At 68.0% G+C, this 19,453-nt stretch carries 14 protein-coding genes; 8 read left to right on the top strand and 6 right to left on the bottom strand.

The window, feature by feature from the left end:
- Window positions 1–121: 121 nt before the first annotated feature.
- Window positions 122–1,225: an acyl-CoA dehydrogenase family protein gene (locus RGU41_RS15310; protein ID WP_322136773.1), complete on the top strand. Its 1,104-nt coding sequence runs from the start codon at window positions 122–124 to the stop codon at window positions 1,223–1,225.
- A gap of 112 nt (window positions 1,226–1,337) precedes the next feature.
- Entirely contained in the window at window positions 1,338–2,276 is a 939-nt protein-coding gene (locus RGU41_RS15305; RefSeq protein ID WP_322137371.1) for a 5'-3' exonuclease, read from the top strand.
- A 96-nt stretch (window positions 2,277–2,372) separates the two neighbouring features.
- On the opposite strand, the gene RGU41_RS15300 is transcribed toward RGU41_RS15305, so the two are convergent.
- The 3 genes from RGU41_RS15300 to RGU41_RS15290 all read right to left on the bottom strand — a co-directional run bounded on the left by RGU41_RS15300 (window position 2,373) and on the right by RGU41_RS15290 (window position 4,736).
- Window positions 2,373–3,401, bottom strand: coding sequence for an ice-binding family protein (locus tag RGU41_RS15300; protein WP_134446253.1), 1,029 nt, complete (start codon window positions 3,399–3,401; stop codon window positions 2,373–2,375).
- A gap of 254 nt (window positions 3,402–3,655) precedes the next feature.
- Window positions 3,656–3,847, bottom strand: coding sequence for a M23 family metallopeptidase (locus RGU41_RS15295; RefSeq protein ID WP_322136772.1), 192 nt, complete (start codon window positions 3,845–3,847; stop codon window positions 3,656–3,658).
- Window positions 3,804–4,736 carry a M23 family metallopeptidase gene (locus tag RGU41_RS15290; RefSeq protein ID WP_322136771.1) on the bottom strand — a complete coding sequence of 311 codons (933 nt, stop codon included), beginning with the start codon at window positions 4,734–4,736 and terminating at the stop codon, window positions 3,804–3,806. Before RGU41_RS15290 ends, RGU41_RS15295 begins: the two co-directional genes overlap by 44 nt.
- A 94-nt stretch (window positions 4,737–4,830) precedes the next feature.
- Here RGU41_RS15290 and RGU41_RS15285 point away from each other — a divergent pair, with 94 nt between their 5' ends.
- A complete protein-coding gene (locus RGU41_RS15285; RefSeq protein ID WP_322136770.1) occupies window positions 4,831–5,268 on the top strand; it encodes a hypothetical protein in 438 nt (145 codons plus the stop codon).
- A 295-nt stretch (window positions 5,269–5,563) separates the two neighbouring features.
- On the opposite strand, the gene RGU41_RS15280 is transcribed toward RGU41_RS15285, so the two are convergent.
- Window positions 5,564–5,719: a hypothetical protein gene (locus RGU41_RS15280; RefSeq protein WP_322136769.1), complete on the bottom strand. Its 156-nt coding sequence runs from the start codon at window positions 5,717–5,719 to the stop codon at window positions 5,564–5,566.
- Here RGU41_RS15280 and RGU41_RS15275 point away from each other — a divergent pair.
- Genes RGU41_RS15275 through RGU41_RS15255 form a run of 5 tightly spaced genes read left to right on the top strand, consistent with a single transcriptional unit; the run spans window position 5,718 to window position 18,068 of the window.
- Window positions 5,718–9,353 carry an SdrD B-like domain-containing protein gene (locus RGU41_RS15275; RefSeq protein ID WP_322136768.1) on the top strand — a complete coding sequence of 1,212 codons (3,636 nt, stop codon included), beginning with the start codon at window positions 5,718–5,720 and terminating at the stop codon, window positions 9,351–9,353. The two genes, RGU41_RS15280 and RGU41_RS15275, sit on opposite strands and share 2 nt — an antisense overlap.
- A 20-nt stretch (window positions 9,354–9,373) precedes the next feature.
- Window positions 9,374–12,298, top strand: a complete 2,925-nt coding sequence (locus tag RGU41_RS15270) for a hypothetical protein (protein WP_322136767.1) — start codon at window positions 9,374–9,376, stop codon at window positions 12,296–12,298.
- Window positions 12,299–12,353: 55 nt separating this feature from the next.
- Entirely contained in the window at window positions 12,354–13,688 is a 1,335-nt protein-coding gene (locus RGU41_RS15265) for a multicopper oxidase domain-containing protein (RefSeq protein ID WP_322136766.1), read from the top strand.
- Between the two features lie 23 nt (window positions 13,689–13,711).
- Window positions 13,712–15,058 carry a multicopper oxidase domain-containing protein gene (locus RGU41_RS15260; protein WP_322136765.1) on the top strand — a complete coding sequence of 449 codons (1,347 nt, stop codon included), beginning with the start codon at window positions 13,712–13,714 and terminating at the stop codon, window positions 15,056–15,058.
- A 37-nt stretch (window positions 15,059–15,095) separates the two neighbouring features.
- On the top strand, window positions 15,096–18,068 hold the full coding sequence (locus tag RGU41_RS15255; protein ID WP_322136764.1) for a multicopper oxidase family protein: 2,973 nt from the start codon (window positions 15,096–15,098) through the stop codon (window positions 18,066–18,068).
- Window positions 18,069–18,097: 29 nt separating this feature from the next.
- Here the strand turns inward: RGU41_RS15255 and RGU41_RS15250 are convergent, their stop codons facing one another.
- On the bottom strand, window positions 18,098–19,027 hold the full coding sequence (locus RGU41_RS15250; RefSeq protein ID WP_322136763.1) for a sensor histidine kinase: 930 nt from the start codon (window positions 19,025–19,027) through the stop codon (window positions 18,098–18,100).
- On the bottom strand, window positions 18,955–19,443 hold the full coding sequence (locus RGU41_RS15245) for a hypothetical protein (protein ID WP_322136762.1): 489 nt from the start codon (window positions 19,441–19,443) through the stop codon (window positions 18,955–18,957). The genes RGU41_RS15250 and RGU41_RS15245 overlap by 73 nt, the downstream gene beginning before the upstream one ends.
- Between the last annotated feature and the right edge of the window lie 10 nt (window positions 19,444–19,453).

Here is a 19,453-nt window from a genome sequence, read left to right as displayed (position 1 = left end):
CGAAGGCGAAACCACGAACACAGCGGAACCGGGGATGCGGCACAGTGGGCTCGGCGAGAGGAGGACGCCGAAACAGTGCACGCGGGTCAAGAATGACAAGCGAAAGAAGGCGAGGCCGCAGATGAACCAGCGGAACTTCGACAGTGAGAGTGCCCCGGTCTGGCTCGGTGCGCCCGGTGATCGCGAGTCGAGTGAGCAACTCCGGGTGGTCGCCGACGAGGCCCTCCTCGTGACCGGCGACACCGGGCGGGCGCTCCGCCTCGCAACGCACCACGGTTCCCGTCTTCCGGCCATCGGGGAGGGCAATACCCGGCACCTCTTCGAGATGCTCGCGACGGTCTCGGCGGCCGACCTGTCGGCGGCGCGCGTCACCGACGGTCATCTCGCCGCCCTCTCGGTCCTGGGCCAGGCATCCGTCGAACCGGCGCAGCTGCCCGGCGGTGAGACGGGCCGGACCCGCAGCTGGGGTGTCTTCGCGGCCGAAGCGCGCGGCACCCGCCTCGACGCGACCGAGTCGGAGCAGGGCTGGCGACTCGACGGGCTCAAGCCGTGGTGCTCGCTCGCGGGCTCGCTGAGCAATGCCCTCGTCACGGCGCACACCTCGAGTGATGCGCTGCGGCTCTTCTCGGTCGACCTCGCCGCGCCGGGCATCACCGTGCTCGAGGACACCTGGGTCGGCAGGGGACTGCCCTCGATCACGAGCGGTCCCGTTGACTTCCGCGGCGTGCCCGCGGTCGCGATCCGCGAGGACGACTGGTATTTCAACCGGCCGGGCTACGCCTGGGGCGGGATCGGCGTCGCCGCGTGCTGGTTCGGCGGCGCGGTCGGGATCGCCCGTCGGGTGTTCCGCGGCGCGCAGGACTGGCCGGCGGACCAGATCGCACTCGCGCACCTCGGTGCGATGGACGTGACCCTGAGCGCGTGCGGAGGCGTCCTCGCGGCAGCGGCAGCGTCGATCGACGACGGCACCGCGACCGGCCAGGCCGGGGCGCTCCTCGCGGCGAGGGTGCGGGGTCTCGTCGCGCGCTCGGTCGAGGAGGTCATTGCACGGGCCGGGCATGCGCTCGGCCCCTGGCCGCTCGCCTTCGAGGCCCGTCACTCGCAGCGGGTCGCCGACCTCGAGCTCTACGTGCGCCAGCACCACGCCGAACGCGACGAGGCCGCGCTCGGCGCCCTGCTCCTCGACGGCGGCCCGGTTCCCGGCGGCGGCCCCTCGCCCTGGTGAGGGGGCGTTTCGGCCGGCACAGCAGCCCGCCACGACAGGGATCCCACCCCGGTGGACGCACAGGGGTCCGATATGTCAGGATTCCGCCGTGACCACTCCACCGGAGCGCCGGATGCTGCTCGACACCGCTGCCCTGTACTTCCGCGCCTTCTACGGGGTGCCCGACACCGTGCGCGCGCCGAACGGCCAGCCGGTCAACGCCGTGCGCGGGCTGCTCGACATCATCACCCGGCTCGTCACCGAGTTCCCGCCTACTGAGATCGTGGCCTGCTGGGACGACGACTGGCGGCCGCAGTGGCGCGTCGACCTGATCCCGACCTTCAAGACCCATCGGGTCGCCGCGGCTGTCGAGTCTCCCGCAGCGGATGCCCCCACCGCGACCGAGGACGTCCCCGACCTCCTCAGCGCGCAGGTTCCGATCATCCGCGAGCTGCTCGCCGCGCTCGGAATCCCGGTGATCGGTGCCCCGCGGCACGAAGCAGACGACGTGATCGGCACCCTCGCCTCGCACGCGGACGTGCCCGTCGATGTCATCACCGGCGACCGCGACCTCTTCCAGCTCGTCGACGACTCCCGCGACGTGCGGGTGATCTACACCGGCCGCGGCATGGCCAGGCTGGAGACGCTCACCGATGCCGCGCTGCTTGCCAAGACCGGGGTCACCCCGGCGCAGTACGCCGACTTCGCGGCCCTCCGCGGCGACGCCTCCGACGGGCTTCCCGGGGTCGCCGGGGTGGGTGAGAAGACCGCGGCTACGTTGCTTGCCGATTTCGGCGACCTCGACGGGATCGTCGCAGCGGCCGCCGATCCGGCCTCGGCGCTGGCAGCGGGTGTGCGTGGCAAGATCATCGCCGCCGCCGACTACCTCACAGTCGCACCGACCGTCGTCAACGTCGTGCGCGACCTGAAGCTCCCGGCATTCGACGCCCGGATCCGCCCGAGCACCCCGGAGCAGGATGCCGAGCTCGACCGTCTCTCCGCCGAATGGGGCCTCACGACCGCGATGAAGCGCGTGCGAACCGCCCTGTTCGCTCTCACCGAGCGGCGATGAGCGGCACTCCCCGATACGCAGGCCAGAATCGGATGCCGGTGTAACCGCTGCCCAGTCTGGCGGAAGGGCCGCGTGCCGTTGGGCGCGATGTTGCGGTCAGCGGAGTCGGCGCGCTCGCCGTGACCGCCCGGCCAATATGAGCACGAGTCCGACGCCGAGCAACGCGCCGGTTCCGATCAGAGCGGGGGCGATGTCGATTCCGGTCGCGGCAAGCTCCGTGACGGGCCCGGTCGTGCTGGGTTGAGTGGTGGCCGAGGGTGTCGGCGTGGCCGTGGCGGCGGCGTCTGCTGCGGCCTGGGCGGCGGCGGCCTCGGCGGCGGCCTGCGCCGCTGCGGCGGCCGCCGCGGTCTGCGCCGCCGTCGGCGTGCTCGCGACGATCGCGGTCCGCGCCGCGCAGTCGCTGGGCCGGGTGATCACGTTGGAATCCAGGGTGACGGCGCCGGTGCTCGCGAGAAGTCGGCCTGCGACCGTGGCGCCGGTCTCGGCGGTGATCGACGTCTGGGCGAGAATCGTGCCGGCGAAGACGGATCCGCTGCCGAGCGTCGCCGAGCTGCCGACCTGCCAGAAAACGTTGCACGCGTTCGCGCCGCCGGAGAAGGCGACGGTGCTCGATGACGCAGTGATCAGCGTGCTCGCGGCCTGGAAGATGAAGACCGAGCTTGCACTTCCGGCCAGGGTGACTGTGCCGCTGAGGGAGAGCGCGCCGCCGGCGTAGACGCCGGGGGCGAGGGTCTGGCCGGCGAGGTCGATGAGGTTGGAGACGTCGGGCACCCGACTGGCCGCATCGTTGAAGGCAGTGGTCAGGTCGGCCTGGGCGAGCTCGGACTGGGCGTCGGTGGCGTGGACCACGCCGTTGTCGATCGTGACCGGGGCGATCCCCGTGACGGAGGTTCCCGGGCTGAGGCCGAGGTCACCGTTCGTGATCGTGGTCGCGCCCGTGTTGGTGACCGTCGTGTGTCCGAGCACTCCGAAGCTGTCCAGGGTGCCGAGGCCGATGACGGCCTGGACCGAGCCGGCAGCGTGCGCTGCCCCGGCCCCGCCGGCCGCGAGCAGAAGGCCGAGGGTGAAGGCGGCACCCGTCACGAGCACCCGCCGGGGAGATGATTTCAGGTTGCGCAGGTGCATGGGGCCCCCAGGAAAAGGAAGCCACTGCCCTATCCTGCTGTGCAGGTGTGCAGGTGTGCAGGTGTGCAGGTGTGCAGGTGTGCAGGTGTGCAGGTGCGCGGGAGGGCGGGAGGGCCATTCCCTCCCGTCTACTTCCGGTTTCACCCTAAGGGAAACCCCCAGATGTTGTATACAACTTTTCTTTAAGGTCAGGTGATTCCCGGCCAGGCGCGCAGAGGTCGAGTGGTCTGGCGGCGGTCGTGATTGCGAGCGATTCAGGTGCCGAGGTTCACGCCACGGAGGGCCAGGAACGGGACGGCGTCGACGGCGGTCCCGTCGATCCTGACCTCGAAGTGCAGGTGGCAGCCGGTCGAGGCGCCTGTGCTCCCGACCCCGGCGATCACCTGGCCGGCAACGACGTGCTCACCGACGCTGACCAGGGTCTTCCCCTGGGGCGATGTGCGCATAGCCGGTCGAGATGCCATTCCCGTGGTCGATCAGGATCCAGTTGCCGTAGGTGCCCAGTACGCCGGCGGCCTCGACGACTCCGTCGGTCGCCGCATAGATGGCCGCGTCGCACCCGGCGCCGATGTCCGTCCCCCGGTGGAAGTCACCGACCCCGGCAACCGGGTGCACGAGACGCGGGCCGAACGCATCGGTGATGCGCCCTGCGGCTGGTCTGGTCCAGCCCTGTTCGCTGAGGCGCCCGGTGTCCGCGACGGGCACAGTTGCCGGGAACGGCTGGACCTCGCTCGCCGCCGTGGCTGCCGGAGCTGACCGGGCAAGGTCGGCGAGGGCGGCGGAAGCAGCGGTGACGTCGTCCTGCGCCGCCCCGACCGCCGCGCGGGTGGCGGAAACGGGGACCGCGGCGATGACGGCCTGAGCGGCGGCATCCTGCTTCTCGAGCGCCTGCTCCCGTTCGACGTCCGCGGCGACGCGACTGCGCACGTCGTCGAGATTCGCGGTCAGCCTGGACAGGGTATCCAGTGTGCCGAGCTGAAACAGCAGGTCATGGTCTGCCCTGTCGTCGAGCAGCACGTCGAGGGTGCTGTTGCCGGATTGTTGCATCAGGCCGCGAACGAGCGTAGCCAGCACCCGGCGGGACGCGTCGGCGGTGGCTCCTGCGCGTTCCCTGAGCGCATGCACGAGGTCGGCCCGACTGACAGCGGCCTCGTAGTCGGCGTGGGCTGAGGCGTCGGCAAGCTTCGCCGCACCCAGCCTGGTTTCCGCAGCGCGCAGGCGGGACTGGGCGGCCGCGACTGCGGCGGCGCGGCGGGCGGAGGCTTGTTCCGTCAGTGCCCTCGCGGCGTCGGCGGCGCGGGCGGCAGCGACTGCCTGTCGTGCGGCCGCCGTCACGGAGGGTGCCGGCGGGCCGAAAGCCTGCTGGGGTTCCGGCGCGACCAGCGCCGGGGCCGACGGGGACGCCGGCGGGGTAGACGACAGTGTCGGCGTGGGTTCCGGGGTCGCCGTCGCCGTCGGGAGAGGACTGGGCGTTGGTTCCGGGGTCTCCGTCGGTGTCGGTGTCGGTGTCGACGTCGGAAGAGGAGCGGGCGTTGGTTCGGGCGTCGGCGTCGGCGTCGGCGTCGGTGCCGGCGTAGAAGCGGGCGAGGGTTCCGGCGTCGCCGTCGGCGCGGGCTCTGGCGACGGTGCCAGAGTGGGCATGGGTTCCGGCGTCGCCGTCGGTGGTGCCGTCGCCGTCGCGGGTGTTGGATCGGGCGACGGCGAGGGCGTGGGTATCGGATCCGGCGTGAGGGCGGTCGTTGCAACCGGAACCGGCTGGTCCACGGGCTGCGCGGCGTCCGCCCGTGCCGGCGTCGGCATCCCCGTGATCACGAGCACGACGATCGCGATCGTCGCGAGCGAAGGCGCCAGTCGGGAGGCCGGGTGAGTTTCCGCACGGCGGCTGATCCGACGGACACCTCGTGGTGCACTCATGAGCCTCCGCAATCCAGCTTCGGGTGATGGACGGGCAGATCGACCGGGTCGATGCCCGGCCATCGTGACACGGACCGGCCCGGGCAACAAGCGCGGCACGGGGGTTTGCCACGCCGGCCTCCGGGGAGGATGGGCTCCCATCGTGACCACCGCACCCTGGGCGGACAAGCCTCACGCGGGGGGTGCAGGACCACCCAATTCGGGGGGCGGCGAGGCTCGCCCCCCAATTTTGGGGAGACGAGCATCCCTCAGGTGCGGCTTGGTCGCCAGGTCGCGTCCGACCAGCATGGAGCCTTCCAGACGTTGGAGGTCACCATGGAATCGACGAGAGACTTGTCCGGGTTCACGCCGTCGAGGCGGCCTCTGTGGCAGCGGATTGTGATCGCCGCCACTGCCGTGGTCATGCCGATAGCGATGCTCTCGGCTCCGCCCGCGCTGCCCGCCGAGGCCGCGACGACGAGCAGCCTGACGTTGAACGTGATCAGCGCACGCACGGAGCCTCGCGCCTTCTCGGGTGCGGGAGTCGCCAAGGGTGCCGCCATCCCGAACTTCACCTACATGATCAACGAGGACAACACCGGTTCGACCGTCCAGCGGACGCCGGCGCTCGGTTCCGGCTGCAACACCCTCGACGCCGGGTATCCGGGCTCCTGCGAGTGGACGTCGATCAGGGAGACTCCGCACACCACGAGCCCGATCGTGCGCCAGGGCGACCAGGCCGACTTCGCCAGCGGCCTGGCCCTGCCGAACGGGCGTTACCTGATCTCTGTGCTCTCCGACGGCTACAAGATCGACGGCGCGCACTTCACCGTGCCGCTTGCCGACCCGGGTCTCGTCACCGTCGAACTGCAGCCGACGCCCCTTCCCGACTCGACGCTCCGGGCGCAGATCTTCCAGGACAGCGCGACGACCAACGGGACCCTCGACCAGGGCGAGCCGGGCCTGGCCGGCTTCACCGGCCACATCGCCGACACCCTCGGCGAGGTGCAGACCGACGTCTATGGCAACCCCCTGTGCACCGTGTACCAGGGTGAGGACCCGATCAGCCACGTGATCCCCTTGGCCAGCCTCGACGCGGGCATGCTCCCCGTGCCGATCGCGGGGTCAGGCGGCCACTGCGTCAGCGATGCCGACGGCATCCTGACCATGCCTCACCTGGGAAGCAACCGCTACGCGCTCACTGCCTCGGCCCCGCCCAACCAGACCTGGATCCAGACCACGACCCTTGAAGGAAACCACGACTTCGACGCCTGGGTGATGGAGGGCAGCACCGGATACGACACCGAGGCCCTGCTGGCCGGCGAACCCGTACCCGGGCCGATCTTCGGATTCGTGAAGCCCACGAACACCCTGACCGCCGGCTCGGGCCACATCACTGGCGCGGTCGTCAACGTCAAGCAGTACAGCCCGCCCAAGGGCGGCGACTTCAACCACTGGCTCGGTCTGACCGGGAGCAAGATGGGCAAGCCGATCGTCAACCCGTGGCTCTCGCTCAGCGACCTGCAGGCCGGCGACCAGGCAGTCTGGGTGGGTCACGGCGGCACGGACGGCACCTTCGACATCTCGGGCGTGCCCGACGGCAACTACAGCCTGAGCTGGTGGGACGAGCCGCAGAACCACTTCCTCGACTCGGTCAATGTGACCGTGAAGAACGGCGAGACGGTGAAGATGGGCAATCTGCCGGACAGCGGCTGGTGGACCGAATACGACGGGTACGTCTTCAACGACACCAACCGCAACGGCGTGAAAGACCCGGGCGAGACCGGCATGCCCAACTTCACGCTGACCATGCGCAAGCAGGACAACTCGCTGATGGACAGAGGGACGAACCTCGTCACCACCGACAGCACCGGCTACTACCACTTCGAGAGCGCATACCCCCTCAGCGAGTGGACCGTCATGGAGAACTTCAACAACTCCTTCTACACGACCGGTGTCACCTACCAGTCAGACAACCAGCCGACCCCGACCACGGTGAAGGGCGCCGGCGTCGACGTCAGCGTGCTCAGTATCATCGGCCTCAGCGGCACGATGGACTGGGGCGTTCACTCCTACGATTCGACAGGCGCCAACGGCATCGACCCCCGCAACGGCGGCATCGTCGGCTCGGTCAGCTACGACACGACCCGCAATGAGCTCGACCCGCAATATGCCGCATCAGAGGACTGGCAGCCGGGTGTCTCCGACGTGCCCGTTGAGCTCTGGTCCACGGTCGACTGCGGCACGACGACCGCACCGTGTGGTGGCACGAACGACGCGTTCGAGCTCGCGCCGGACGGGTCGTTGGCCAAGGGGAAGCTGCTGAACACCTACCTCTCCGAACACTGGAGCCGCCCGACCGGATGCGTAGCCCGGGATGTCGACGGCAAGCCTCTCGTTCACGCCGCAGACAACTCCGTGGCCTTCGACGAGAACGTGCTCGCACCGAACCAGGAGACATCGGGAGAGTGCATCTCAAGCTTCATCCAGGGCGTTCAGTTCGGGCCGTACCCGACCGACCAGGGCACATCGGCGGCCAACTTCGGTGCGGCCGTTGACGGCAACTACGGCTTCGCCGACGCCTGCACAGGCACGTTGATCGCCACAGATCCGGCCAACCCCGTGTGCGACGGCGGAACCTTCCAGCCGCTCGGAAGCGGCGATTACCTGGTCAAGATCGCGATCCCGCAGGATGCCACCGGCGACCCCCTGTACAAGGTGACCAGTGAGACGGACATCAACATCGGCAACGGCGATCAGATCGTTCCGCAGGTGCCGCCGCCGGCATGCGCAGGAACGCTCCACACCGTCGACCTCGCGGGCAGCAAGACGGACAACTACCCCGCAGTGGTCGGCGACGGCACCAACGGGGTCCCCGTCGGGGTCACGGTGCCGGCCTCGACAGCAGTCTCGAACCCCACATTCCTGGGGATCGGCGGGTCACCCTACGAAGGCGCGGCCAAGCCGACCTGCGACACCAAACTGGTGCGGGTCAACAACGGCAAGTCGGTCGTGCCCATGTTCAACATCTTCACGGATGTCCCCGTCCCGGCCCGTCTGCGCGGCCTGATCGTGGACGACATCAACTTCTCCACCGACCCGCGGTCCACGCTCTTCGGGGAGAAGACGGGCGTGGCCTTCGCACCGGTCGGGATCTATGACTTCGCCAACCGGCTGGTCACGACCGTCGAATCCGATTTCAACGGCGCGTACGATGTGCTGCTGCCCTCGACGAACCACATCAGCTGCCCGACCCCCTCGGGTGTCTGCGCCAACATGTACCGCTTCGTAGGCAACGACCCCGGTATCCCCGGGCATCTGAACGCAAACTACAACCCCCGATATCGCTCGATCGCGACCGAGTTCGAGGCATTCCCGGGCGTGACCATTCCGACTGACCTCGCCCCGACCCAGGTCGGCGTGTATGTCGGGTCACCGACCACCGGGGTCAACACGGCGGTGACCTGCGCCCTCGACGCCGCCACACCACAGCTGCTGAGCGTGTCGCAACCGTACGTGGCCGCAACAGGCAGCCGCTCCTTCACCATCGCCGGGACCGGCTTCGGCGCGGCCCAGGGCACGGGCCACGTCAATCTGGGCACGACAACGCTCGACATCACCGCGTGGAGCGACACGTCGATCACAGCCAGCGTGCCGGTCGCGGCCCCGGTCGGGGCGCAGCAGCTCACGATCACATCGGGCAACGGGCAAAACACCATCAACGGGCTCAGCTTCCATGTGCTCGGAACGGGCTACAACCCTGCCGTTCGAGAGGTCGGCCCCGGCCGCACCCACGCAACGATCCAGGCCGCACTGGACGCCGCGTTCGCCAACAACGGCGATGACCTGGTCATCGTGTACCCGGCAACGCCCACAGCGGCCAACCCCGCGGCGCATACTACGAGAACCTGGTCGTCGCCTCTCCGGTCAAGCTGCAGGGCGTCGGGTCCGGCGGCTTCCAGGGCACCACCTTCGTACCGGGATCGATCATCGACGCCGGCGCGTTCGGCGGAGACACCGCCCTCGCAACGGCCTGGTTCACCAAGGTCGGCGGCCTGACCTGGGACGGCAACCAGGCGGTGAACGACGGCGAAGCGATCTACGTGCTGGCGTCGGCGAACGCCACAACGGCACCCGGTGCAGCACGCCAGTTCACCAGCGGATTCACGGCAGCCATCGATGGCTTCGACATCCGCGGCGGCGACCAGGTGGGCTTCCCCGGCAACATCGACGCCCTCACCGGCGGGCCGACCGGCCTGCCGCCGAACATCACGACGCAGGGCGGAGCCATCTTCGCCAACGCGTACGTGCGCTCCCTCCAGATCACCAACAACGTCGTGCAGAACAATGGCGGCGGTTACGGGACCATCCGGATCGGAACGCCGGACCTGGCCGCGCCGAACACGAGCAACCACAACGAGAACGTGCGGATCGCCAACAACCGCGTCATTGCCAACGCGGGCACCAACCTGGCGGGCGGCATCGGCCTCTTCGCAGGGTCCGACGGCTATGAGGTCTCCGGCAACGACATCTGCGGCAACTTCTCGCTGGAGTACGGCGGCGGGCTGAGCGCATACGGCCTGAGCCCCGGCGGCAAGATCCACCACAACCGCATCTACTTCAACTCGTCCAACGACGAGGGTGGAGCGATCATGATCGCCGGGCAACTGCCGGCGACAGTCGGTGCGCTCTCGCCCGGTTCCGGTCCCGTGGACATCTACGCCAACCAGATCCAGGCCAATATGGCCAATGACGACGGTGGCGGCATCCGTTTCCTGATGGCCGGCAACTTCCCGATGAATGTCTACAACAACATGATCGTCAACAACGTGTCCACCCACGAGGGCGGCGGCGTCGGCATCAACGACGCCCCGAACGTGCGGGTCTACAACAACACGATCATGAAGAACCTGACGACGGCCACAGCGGTGACCTCGGACGGCCAACCGGCCCCTGCCGGCCTGGCGACCTCGGCCAACAGCGATCAGCTGCAGGCCACACTGCCGGCCGGCTCGCCGACCTTCAGCAACCCGGTGTCGTTCAACAACATCTTCTGGGACAACCGGGCCGGCACCCGGGCAGGCACAACGGTCACCGGCATCGGCCTGGCCGGCGCAGCCGACATCAACAACTGGGATCTCGGTGTGGCCGACGGTACCGGGGTGCTTGCGCCGACCAACTCGGTCGTCCAGCAGAGCGCGGCGTCCCACGCGTACACGACCAGCTCGAGCAACAGCTCTGTCGATCCGGCCGTGGCGTCGACCTATGACGTCTCGGTTTCCTTCGCCACCTGGCGTCAGAACCCTGCGTTCGTGGACGCCACTCTCGTCACCCTGGAAGCGCCCCCGAACCTGCTCGGCAACTACCACCTGGGCGCCTGCCCCGGTTCACCCGCCTGCAACCTCGGCGCGGCAAGCACAGCAGGCGTGAACGCGCCGGCCACGGACTTCGACAACCAGGCCCGGCCGGCACTGGGCGGCTTCGACAGCGGCGCGGACGAGTTCGGCGCGACGACTACGCCTCCGCCCGCCTCGGACCTGTACTTCTCGACAGCAGGAAACACCAACCCGCCCGGCGTGTCCGGGACCGCAGACGATGCCGACATCCACGTCTGGAACGGCACCGCGTTCAGCCGGTCGATTGATCTGTCTGCAGCGCCGTACAACGTCCCGAGCAGTGCTGACACGGATGGTTTCTCCCGAGTGGATGCCACCCACTTCTATGCCTCGTTCTCCGGGAATGTCACCCTGCCCGGGATCGGAAGCGTATCCGACGAAGACGTCGTGTACTTCGACGGCACCTCATGGTCGTTGTGGTTCGACGGCAGCGCGCACGGGCTCGTGGGCGGCATCGACATGGGCGCGATCAGTGTCGTCGGGAACACGCTGTACTTCACGACGAACAACGCGGCCGTGCCTCCGGGCGCGGGCGGCACCGGCGACAATGCCGACGTCTACCGCTGGAACGGTGGCAGCTCCTTCGTGCGTGTCCTGGATGCCACGGCGGTGCCGACCAACCTGCCGAACAGCGGGTCGGCCACCGGCGCGACCAACCCCAACGTCGACGGCCTCATCTGGCGGGACGCCACCCACTTCTACCTGTCGTTCAGTAACACGACCACCACGGTTCCGGGTGTCGGCGCGGTGGACGACGAGGACGTGGTCTACTTCGACGGCGCCTGGTCGATCTACTTCAACGGCGGCGCACACGGTCTGGACACGTCGGCCAACCTCGATCTGGACGCGATCTCGTTCGCCGGCGGCGCGCTGCCGCCGGCAGCACCGCCGGCCGGCCAGTCGCTGTTCTTCTCGACGCAAGGGAACAGCAACCCGCCCGGCGTCGGTGGCACCGCGGACGACGCGGACATCTACCGCTGGACCGGCAGCACCTTCGGTCGGGTCCATGACGTGACGACCGCACCATACGGCTTGCCGACCGGTGCCAATGTCGACGGCTACGACCGGGTCGACGACACCCACTTCTATCTCTCCTTCACCGGCCAGGTCACCGTGCCCGGCATCGGGAACGTGCAGGACGAGGACGTCGTCTACTTCAACGCGGGCACCTGGTCGCTCTACTTCGACGGAAGTGTCCACGGTCTGGGCGGCAACGACAACCTGGACCTCGACGCGATCAGCGTCGTCGGCGGAATCCTGTACTTCTCCACGGTGGGCAACTCGAACCCGCCCGGTGTGGGAGGTTCTGCAGACAACGGCGACATCTACAGCTGGACCGGCACCGCATACAGCAGGGTGATCGACAGGAGCACGGCGCCATACAACCTGCCGACCAACGCCGACATCGATGGCTTCGTGCGGGTCGACGCCACCCACTTCTACATGTCGTTCAGCGCCGGCAACACGACCGTCCCGACGCTGGGGGCGGTTCAGGACGAAGACGTCGTGTATTACAACAACGGAGTCTGGTCGGTCTACTTCGACGGCACCGCGCAGGGCCTCGGCGGCAACGGCGACTTCAATGTGGATGCCTTCGATGTCCCCTGACCCGATCGACAACGCACACCGCAATGGCACCTCCGATCCCAAGGGAGACACGGGAATGATCTTCAAACAGCCTTTCAGCCGACGCGACCTCCTCAAGTTCGCCGGCGGCGCGGTGGCCATCGTCGGGACCGGCGTCTGGGCGGGCAATATCCTGCTTCCCGAGGCCGCGAGTGCGGCCATCGGGGATCCCGATCTCTACCTGGCCGGGACGGACGGGTGGATCTTCCTCCCGAAGACCCCGGCCATCCCACCGTTCCACCCCGACGTGCTCGCGCCGGATCCGTTCACGACCTACATTTTCGGGTTCCGCAACGTCACGGGCCTGGGCGACACCCAGTTGACGAACCAGAAGAACAAGGCCCAGCACTCCGCTCCGATGTTCTGGACGAAGCAATTCGACCCTGCCCACCCGGTCGATTTCACCGTGCAACTGACCAACCTGGGCCTGGCGTTGCGGCCGGACCTGTTCGACGCCCACACCCTGCACTGGCACGGGTTCCGCAACGTGATCCCATTCTTCGACGGTGAACCGTCCGGGTCGGTGGCCGTGAGGACCGGACGTGTCTTCTCCTACGTGTACCGGCCCCGCGAGCCGGGGACCTACATGTTCCACTGCCACGTCGAGGATGTCGAGCACGTCCAGATGGGCATGACCGGTCTGGTGTTCGTCCGTCCCCTGCAGGACGGCCAGAACATCGGTGGCCACACCCAGTTCATCTACAACGACGGTGACGGCTCGACCGGCTTCGACCGCGAGTTTGCGATGTTCCTGTCGGAGGTGTGGGCCGAGGCGCACTGGGCGGATGCTCATATCCAGCTGCCGCAGTGGAGCGATTACCGGGCCGACTTCGGCCTCCTCAACGGGCGAGTCTACCCGGACACCATCGCCCCCAATGCCCCGATCGATGCGGCGGCATCCATTCACGCTCTTGCAGTGCAGACCGACCCCGTTTCCGGCGACCTGGTCGCCCCCGTCGGGCATCCCGAGCTGCAATACCAGCCGCAGTCTTCGCTGGTGAACTGCAATGCCGGAGAGACGGTCGCGCTCCGGTTCGCGAACCTCGGATTCCGGGAGCAAGCGATGACCCTGGCCGGGATCCGGATGCGCGTGGTCGGCCGCGATGCCACCCCGATGCGTGGACGCGACGGCACCGACACGTCCTATGAGACCGAGACGATCAACATCGGCCCCGGTGAGAGCTTCGATGTGGTCTTCATCGCACCGGGGCACACGGGGCCGGGTTTCGACACGTACATGCTCTACAACCGCAACTACCCCGCGACGAACAACCTGGCCCCGGGCGGAATGGGTGGCCAGGCCACCGAGATCCGCGTGTACGCTCCCGGCGGCCTCCGCGCGCAGGCCTATCCGAACGACTTGGGAGTCTGAGAGCCATGATGAAAGGGAATGCCGTGCTGCCTGCGAAGATTCGCGCCCGCAGTGTGCGCCGGGCGGCGCTGCTGCTCGCCCTGACCCTGGTCGGGGCCACGATGGCCACGTTCACCCAGCCGGCGATCGCCGTGACCCCACCACGGGTCGGTATCGCCTGCACCACCGGGGTCGGGGGAGGTGCCACCACCCCGATCTTCAACCTGACGACCAGGACCGGATACATCAGCCTGCCCGACGGAAACACCGCCTTCATGTGGGGGTACTCCAGTGGGTTCGGCGCGTTCCAACACCCGGGTCCTGTGCTGTGCGTCAACGCCGGCGACACGGTCACCGTGATCTTGCGCAACACCCTGCCGGAGGCCGCCTCGATCGCCTTTCCGGGCCAGACGAATGTCCTGGCCAACGGGACCCCGGCGCAACCGGAGTCCACAGGCTCAAGCGCGATCACCTCGCTGACCACCACGGCCGCGGCCGGAGGCGGGACCGTCACATACAGCTTCGTGGCCGCCAACCCGGGCACCTTCGTGTACGAGTCGGGGACCAACCCCGAGAAACAGGTCCGGATGGGCCTGTTCGGGGCCCTGATCGTGCGCCCGTCGGCCGTTCCATCGGGTGGAGCGGCCGGCTCGGTCGCGAGCGAGTACGCCAACAACCGGGCGGACAGCCGCTTCAATCCCGCCGAGGAATTCATGGTGCTCCTGAGCGAGATCGACCCCTACCAGCACCAGGCGGTCGAGAACGGCAAGAGCTTCAACATGAACAACTACCACCCGCGGTATTGGCTGATCAATGGGCGCGGTTACCCGGACAGCATCGCCGACAACGGGGCCAGCTGGCTTCCGGCGCAACCGTACGGTGCGCTCGCGCAGGTGGGTGAATTCGACCGCACGGCAGTCCCGGTCGACCAGCCCGGGATGGCCCGCTACCTGAACGTGGGCACCGAAGACTATCCGTTCCACCCGCACGGCAACAACGGCCTCGTCGTGGCCAGGGATGGCCGCCCGCTGGAGGGCCCGACGGGGGAGGACCTCGCCTTCGAGAAGTTCGCCATCAACATCGGCCCTGGGCAGACCTGGGACGTGATCTTCAAGTGGTACGACGCCGAGAATTACTCCCCGTCCAACCCGGTCCCCGTGACGGTTCCGTCGCTGGCCGACCAATCGATCGGCGTCTTCTACAGCGGAAGTCCCTACCTCGGGACCAAGGAGGCCCTGCCACCCGGCATCCAGAGCGTGAACCAGTGCGGCGAGTACTACATCATCTCCCACAACCACGCCCTGTTCCAGATCACGTCGTGGGGCACGAACATGACCGGACCGATCACTTACATGCGCATCGATCCGCCGACGCCCAACAGCTGCGGTTGACCAGGAAGGGTGAAGAACCATGTCTCACCGGAAGAGCATGAAGAAAACCGTCTCCGCCCTCGTGACCGGGCTGGTGGCGGGAGGAGGGCTGGCCGTACTGGTGGCGCTCCTCGCGCCGGCAACGGCGGCACAGGCCGCAGCCGCGCCCTGCACCGCGCCGGGTGACCTGTACGCGGCCTCGGGATCCACGACCCTGGGGACCCAGAGCGTCGCTGTCTGGGGCTACAGCGCCACCGCCGGTTCCAGCGTGAGCCGGCCCGGCGGGCCGACACTGTGCGTCAACGCCGGCGACACGGTCACCGTCACGCTGCACAACCAGCTGACGGAAAGCACGGCCCTGCTCTTCCAAGGGCAGCAAATGGTGCCGGACCGCGTTGGTGCCGCACCAGGAGCATCCACCTCGTACACCTTCACGGCCAGCCGTCCTGGCACGTACCTCTATGAGGCCGGACTGGTTCCGAACGGCCAGCACCAGGTGGCGATGGGTCTCTATGGCGCGCTGATCGTCCGTCCCGCGATATCGGGTCAGGCATACGACGCGACCACCGCGTTCGACGACGAGGCAGTCCTGGTCCTCAGTGAGATCGACCCGGCACTCAACAACGCCGCCAACCCGGCGGCCTTCGACATGCGCAAGTACGCTCCCCGGTACTCCCTGATCAACGGGAAGGCCTACCCGAACACCGACCCGATCCCGGCGACAGCCGCGGGCAACAAAGTCCTGCTCCGGTACGTCAATGCGGGCAGCCTGTACCACTCACTGGCCTCACTGGGCACAGACCAGAAGGTCATCGCCCTGGACGGCAGTCCCCTGAAGTACTCGCGTCACTACATTGCGGAGACCTTCGGTCCCGGCCAGACGGCGGACGCCGTCGTCACGACCCCTGCCGCGACTGCCTCGCTGAACCGGTTGCCGATCTACGACGGCAGCCTGCTGCTGCACAACAGCAACGCGGCCGGCGCCGGCGGGATGCTCACCTTTGTGACGGTCCCCGCGAGCGGTGTGGCGGGGCCGGACACCAGCGGACCGGCCACCAGCTCTGTCGCTTTCGCGGCAGGCACCCTGAGCGCCACCGTCAATGACACCACCACCGGTGGGTCGAGCATCGCGGGGGCCGAATACTTCATCGACACCGTGACCGGCACGGGCCTCCCGATGACGGGCAGTGGGGCCGGCAGCGTGAACGTCACCGCCTCGGTGTCCATTCCCTCCGGCCAGCACATCGTCTACGTGAGAGGCCAGGACTCCGTCGGCAACCGGGGGTTCTTCAGCTCTGTGCTGGTCACCGGCGGCGACGCCACCGGACCGACCACGAAGTCCCCGTCACTGGCACCCAGTCTCACGAACGGGGCAGGGGCTGCCGTCATCGCCGTCCACGCCACCGGGGACGACACCGCGACAGGCGGCTCGAACATCACTGCGGCCGAGTACTTCATCGATGCCGTCGGACCCAATGGTTCGGGACCGGCGCTGGCGGTCAACACTGCCGCACCGACCGCCAGCCTGGACGCCACCATCCCTGCGGCGACCGTGAACGCGCTCGCCGAAGGCACCCATGTCGTCTCGGTCCACAGCCAGGACGCAGCGGGCAACTGGGGCGCGCCGGTCACCATCAGCCTGGTGGTCGACAAGACCGCGCCCACCACCTCGGGCGTCTCGGTAGCGCCGACACCCAACAACGGCACGCTCGCGTTCAACGGCAGCCCTTCGGCCATCCGGGTGACCGTGGCGACCATGGCCGATCCGATCGCGGCCACCGTGAACAGCACCATCAGCTCAGCCGAGGCATTCCTCGACACGGTCACCGCCAATGGCTCAGGCATCGTGGTCAGGGCAACGGACGCCGTGTACAACAGTCCTTCCGAGGCCGGCTACTTCGAGATCCCACTGGCAACCATCGCCCTGCTCGCAGACGGCAACCACACCATTTCGGTGCATGCGAAGGATGCGGCGGGTAACTGGGGTGCGGTGGCGACGACGACCCTGGTGATCGATAAGGTCAAGCCTGCGGTGAGTGCGGTCACGGTGACACCGAACCCGACCGGGGGTGCCGCTTCGGTGACCCTGACGGCGCAGGCGACGGATGCCGGCACGGGTGTCACGCGTGCCGAGTGGTTCACCGGTGCCGATCCTGGTGTCGGCAACGCGACAGCGATGACGGTCACCGGGACGGGCCCGTGGACCGTGTCTTCGACCATCGATGCGCGAGGGTTCAGCGAGGGTGCCCGCACCCTGACGGTGCGGGTGCGGGATGCTGCCGGGAACTGGAGTGTGACCGCGTCGGCGGTGCTCCAGGTGCAGGCGGCACTGTCGTTCTCCACGCTGGGCAACACGAACCCGGCCGGGGTGGGCGGCACGGCCGATGACGCGGACATCTATTCCTGGAGCGGTACCGCGTTCAGCAGGGTGATCGACGCGAGTATCGCGCCGTACAACCTGCCGGGCGCTGCCAACGTTGATGGTTTCGACCGGGTCAGTCCTACCCAGTTCTATGTGTCGTTCGCGGACCCGGTGAACGTGCCGGGGATCGGCGTTGTGCAGGACGAGGACGTCGTCTTCTTCAACGGCACTTCCTGGTCGCTGTTCTTCGCGGGCAGTGCGCATGGCCTGGGCGGTAACAACAACCTGGACGTGGACGCGATCAGCGTCGTCGGTTCCACGCTGTACTTCTCCACACTGGGTAACTCGAACCCGCCCGGTGTGGGTGGTACCGCCGATGATGCCGATATCTATTCCTGGAACGGGACCGCGTACAGCCGGGTGATCGATGCGAGCGCCGCACCGTACGGCCTGCCGGCCGCCGCGAACGTGGACGGGTTCGTGCGCGTGGATGCCACCCACTTCTACCTGTCCTTCAGCGCTGACACGACGACCGTGCCGGTTCTGGGGGCGGTCCAGGACGAGGACGTCATCTACTACAACGCGGGCACCTGGTCGGTCTACTTCGATGGCACCGCCCACGGCCTCACCACCGCCAACCAGGACCTGGACGCCTTCGATGTCCCGTAGCGGAGAGGCCGTGCGGGGGCCGGTTCTGGTCAGGCCCGGCGAATCCGCACCAGGACGGTGGTTCCCTCTCCGACGGCGGACGTGATGGAGAGGGACCCTTCCGTCATCTGCACCGTGTCGCGCATGATCCGCAGTCCCAGGTGCCCACCGGGGGCCGCCGCCGCCGGGTCGAAGCCACGACCGTTGTCCCGGATCGACAGGCTCGTCGTCACAGCGTCCCCGGTGATGACGAGGTCGACGACGGAGGCGCGGGAATGCTTGACGACGTTGGCGAGGGCCTCCCTGGCGACGCGGTACAGCACGGCGATCCGGTCCTTGTCTGACGGGACATCCGGCGACAACTCGGAGTGCACGACAATGCCGGTATCGGCCACGTGGTCAAGAAGGCGCCGGAGCGCCTCGTTGAGACCGAGGCGCTCCAGGTCCGGCGGATACAGTTCGGTGGTGATGGCGCGCAGGGTACGCAGATTCCGCAGGAGGATCCCACGGGCCTGCCCGGTGAGCGCGCGCCGCTCACTCGCACCATGCCTCTCCTCCGCTTCCAGGGCGTACGACAGGCCGGCGAGGTCCTGGATCACCTCGTCGTGGAGCTCCCGGGCGATTCTTCTTCTTTCGAAGTCGGACGCGACGATGGCGTGTTGTACCAGGCGCCTTCGGGATGTCTGGCCGGCCTGGATCCGGCGGGCAAGTCCGATCGCAGGAAGGAGCTGCGCCATCTGCAGCAGGACGAGCGAGACCACGAGCACCGGGAGCACGTCCAGCATCAGCCGGGATTGGGCGTTCTGAACGGCCTCATCGTCAAAATACGCCTCGAAGATGACCGGCCATCCCGCGGCATCCGTTGCGCGGACGTTGATCTCGACCAGCTCGCCTGCCGCCGCCTCGTTCACGGTGTCCAGGCCGTTCGGCTGGCCGAGCCAGGCGTGTTCCCGCCCCCGGAGAGGAGGTCGGGGCTCCACGCCGGGAGGGGATACGTGTCGCCGATCAGGTCCGCGCTGTCCGAATACAGGATCTTCCCGTCGCCGCTCCAGATCTTGACCCGCACCAGGGAGCCGTCTGCCATCCACGGCCTGACCCCGGAATCCACACGACTGATCGCCGATGCGTCTCCGGCCCGGACGTCTCTGTCCAGGAGCGGGCCCACCGTGAAATCGGCGAGTTGATGAGTGCGCAGTATGGCTTCGGCGAGGGCACGCTGCTCGGCCTGGCCGTGGATCCAGGCGTACACCGGAATCAGGACGGCAACGAGTGTGATCACACCGATGGCGAGGAAACGCAGGACGGCGCTCCGCACCTCCGATGAATCAGCGGCCCCACCCCGGTCGCGGAGCCATCCCCGGTCGCGTGCGTCGCGGCGATGACGGATCTTAGCCATCGTCGCATGC

Source organism: Cryobacterium sp. 10C3 (genome assembly GCF_034314285.1).
GTDB classification, from domain to species: domain Bacteria; phylum Actinomycetota; class Actinomycetes; order Actinomycetales; family Microbacteriaceae; genus Cryobacterium; species Cryobacterium glucosi.
This window is presented reverse-complemented; position numbering and strand designations above follow the sequence as displayed.

Excerpts from the sequence above, each read along its gene's own strand:
- RGU41_RS15265 (WP_322136766.1), top strand. The coding sequence starts at position 12,354 with ATGATCTTCAAACAGCCTTTCAGCCGACGCGACCTCCTCAAGTTCGCC.
- RGU41_RS15305 (WP_322137371.1), top strand. The coding sequence starts at position 1,338 with ATGCTGCTCGACACCGCTGCCCTGTACTTCCGCGCCTTCTACGGGGTG.
- RGU41_RS15255 (WP_322136764.1), top strand. The coding sequence starts at position 15,096 with ATGAAGAAAACCGTCTCCGCCCTCGTGACCGGGCTGGTGGCGGGAGGA.
- RGU41_RS15245 (WP_322136762.1), bottom strand. The coding sequence starts at position 19,443 with ATGGCTAAGATCCGTCATCGCCGCGACGCACGCGACCGGGGATGGCTC.
- RGU41_RS15310 (WP_322136773.1), top strand. The coding sequence starts at position 122 with ATGAACCAGCGGAACTTCGACAGTGAGAGTGCCCCGGTCTGGCTCGGT.
- RGU41_RS15295 (WP_322136772.1), bottom strand. The coding sequence starts at position 3,847 with ATGCGCACATCGCCCCAGGGGAAGACCCTGGTCAGCGTCGGTGAGCAC.
- RGU41_RS15280 (WP_322136769.1), bottom strand. The coding sequence starts at position 5,719 with ATGACCACGGCAGTGGCGGCGATCACAATCCGCTGCCACAGAGGCCGC.
- RGU41_RS15300 (WP_134446253.1), bottom strand. The coding sequence starts at position 3,401 with ATGCACCTGCGCAACCTGAAATCATCTCCCCGGCGGGTGCTCGTGACG.
- RGU41_RS15275 (WP_322136768.1), top strand. The coding sequence starts at position 5,718 with ATGCCGATAGCGATGCTCTCGGCTCCGCCCGCGCTGCCCGCCGAGGCC.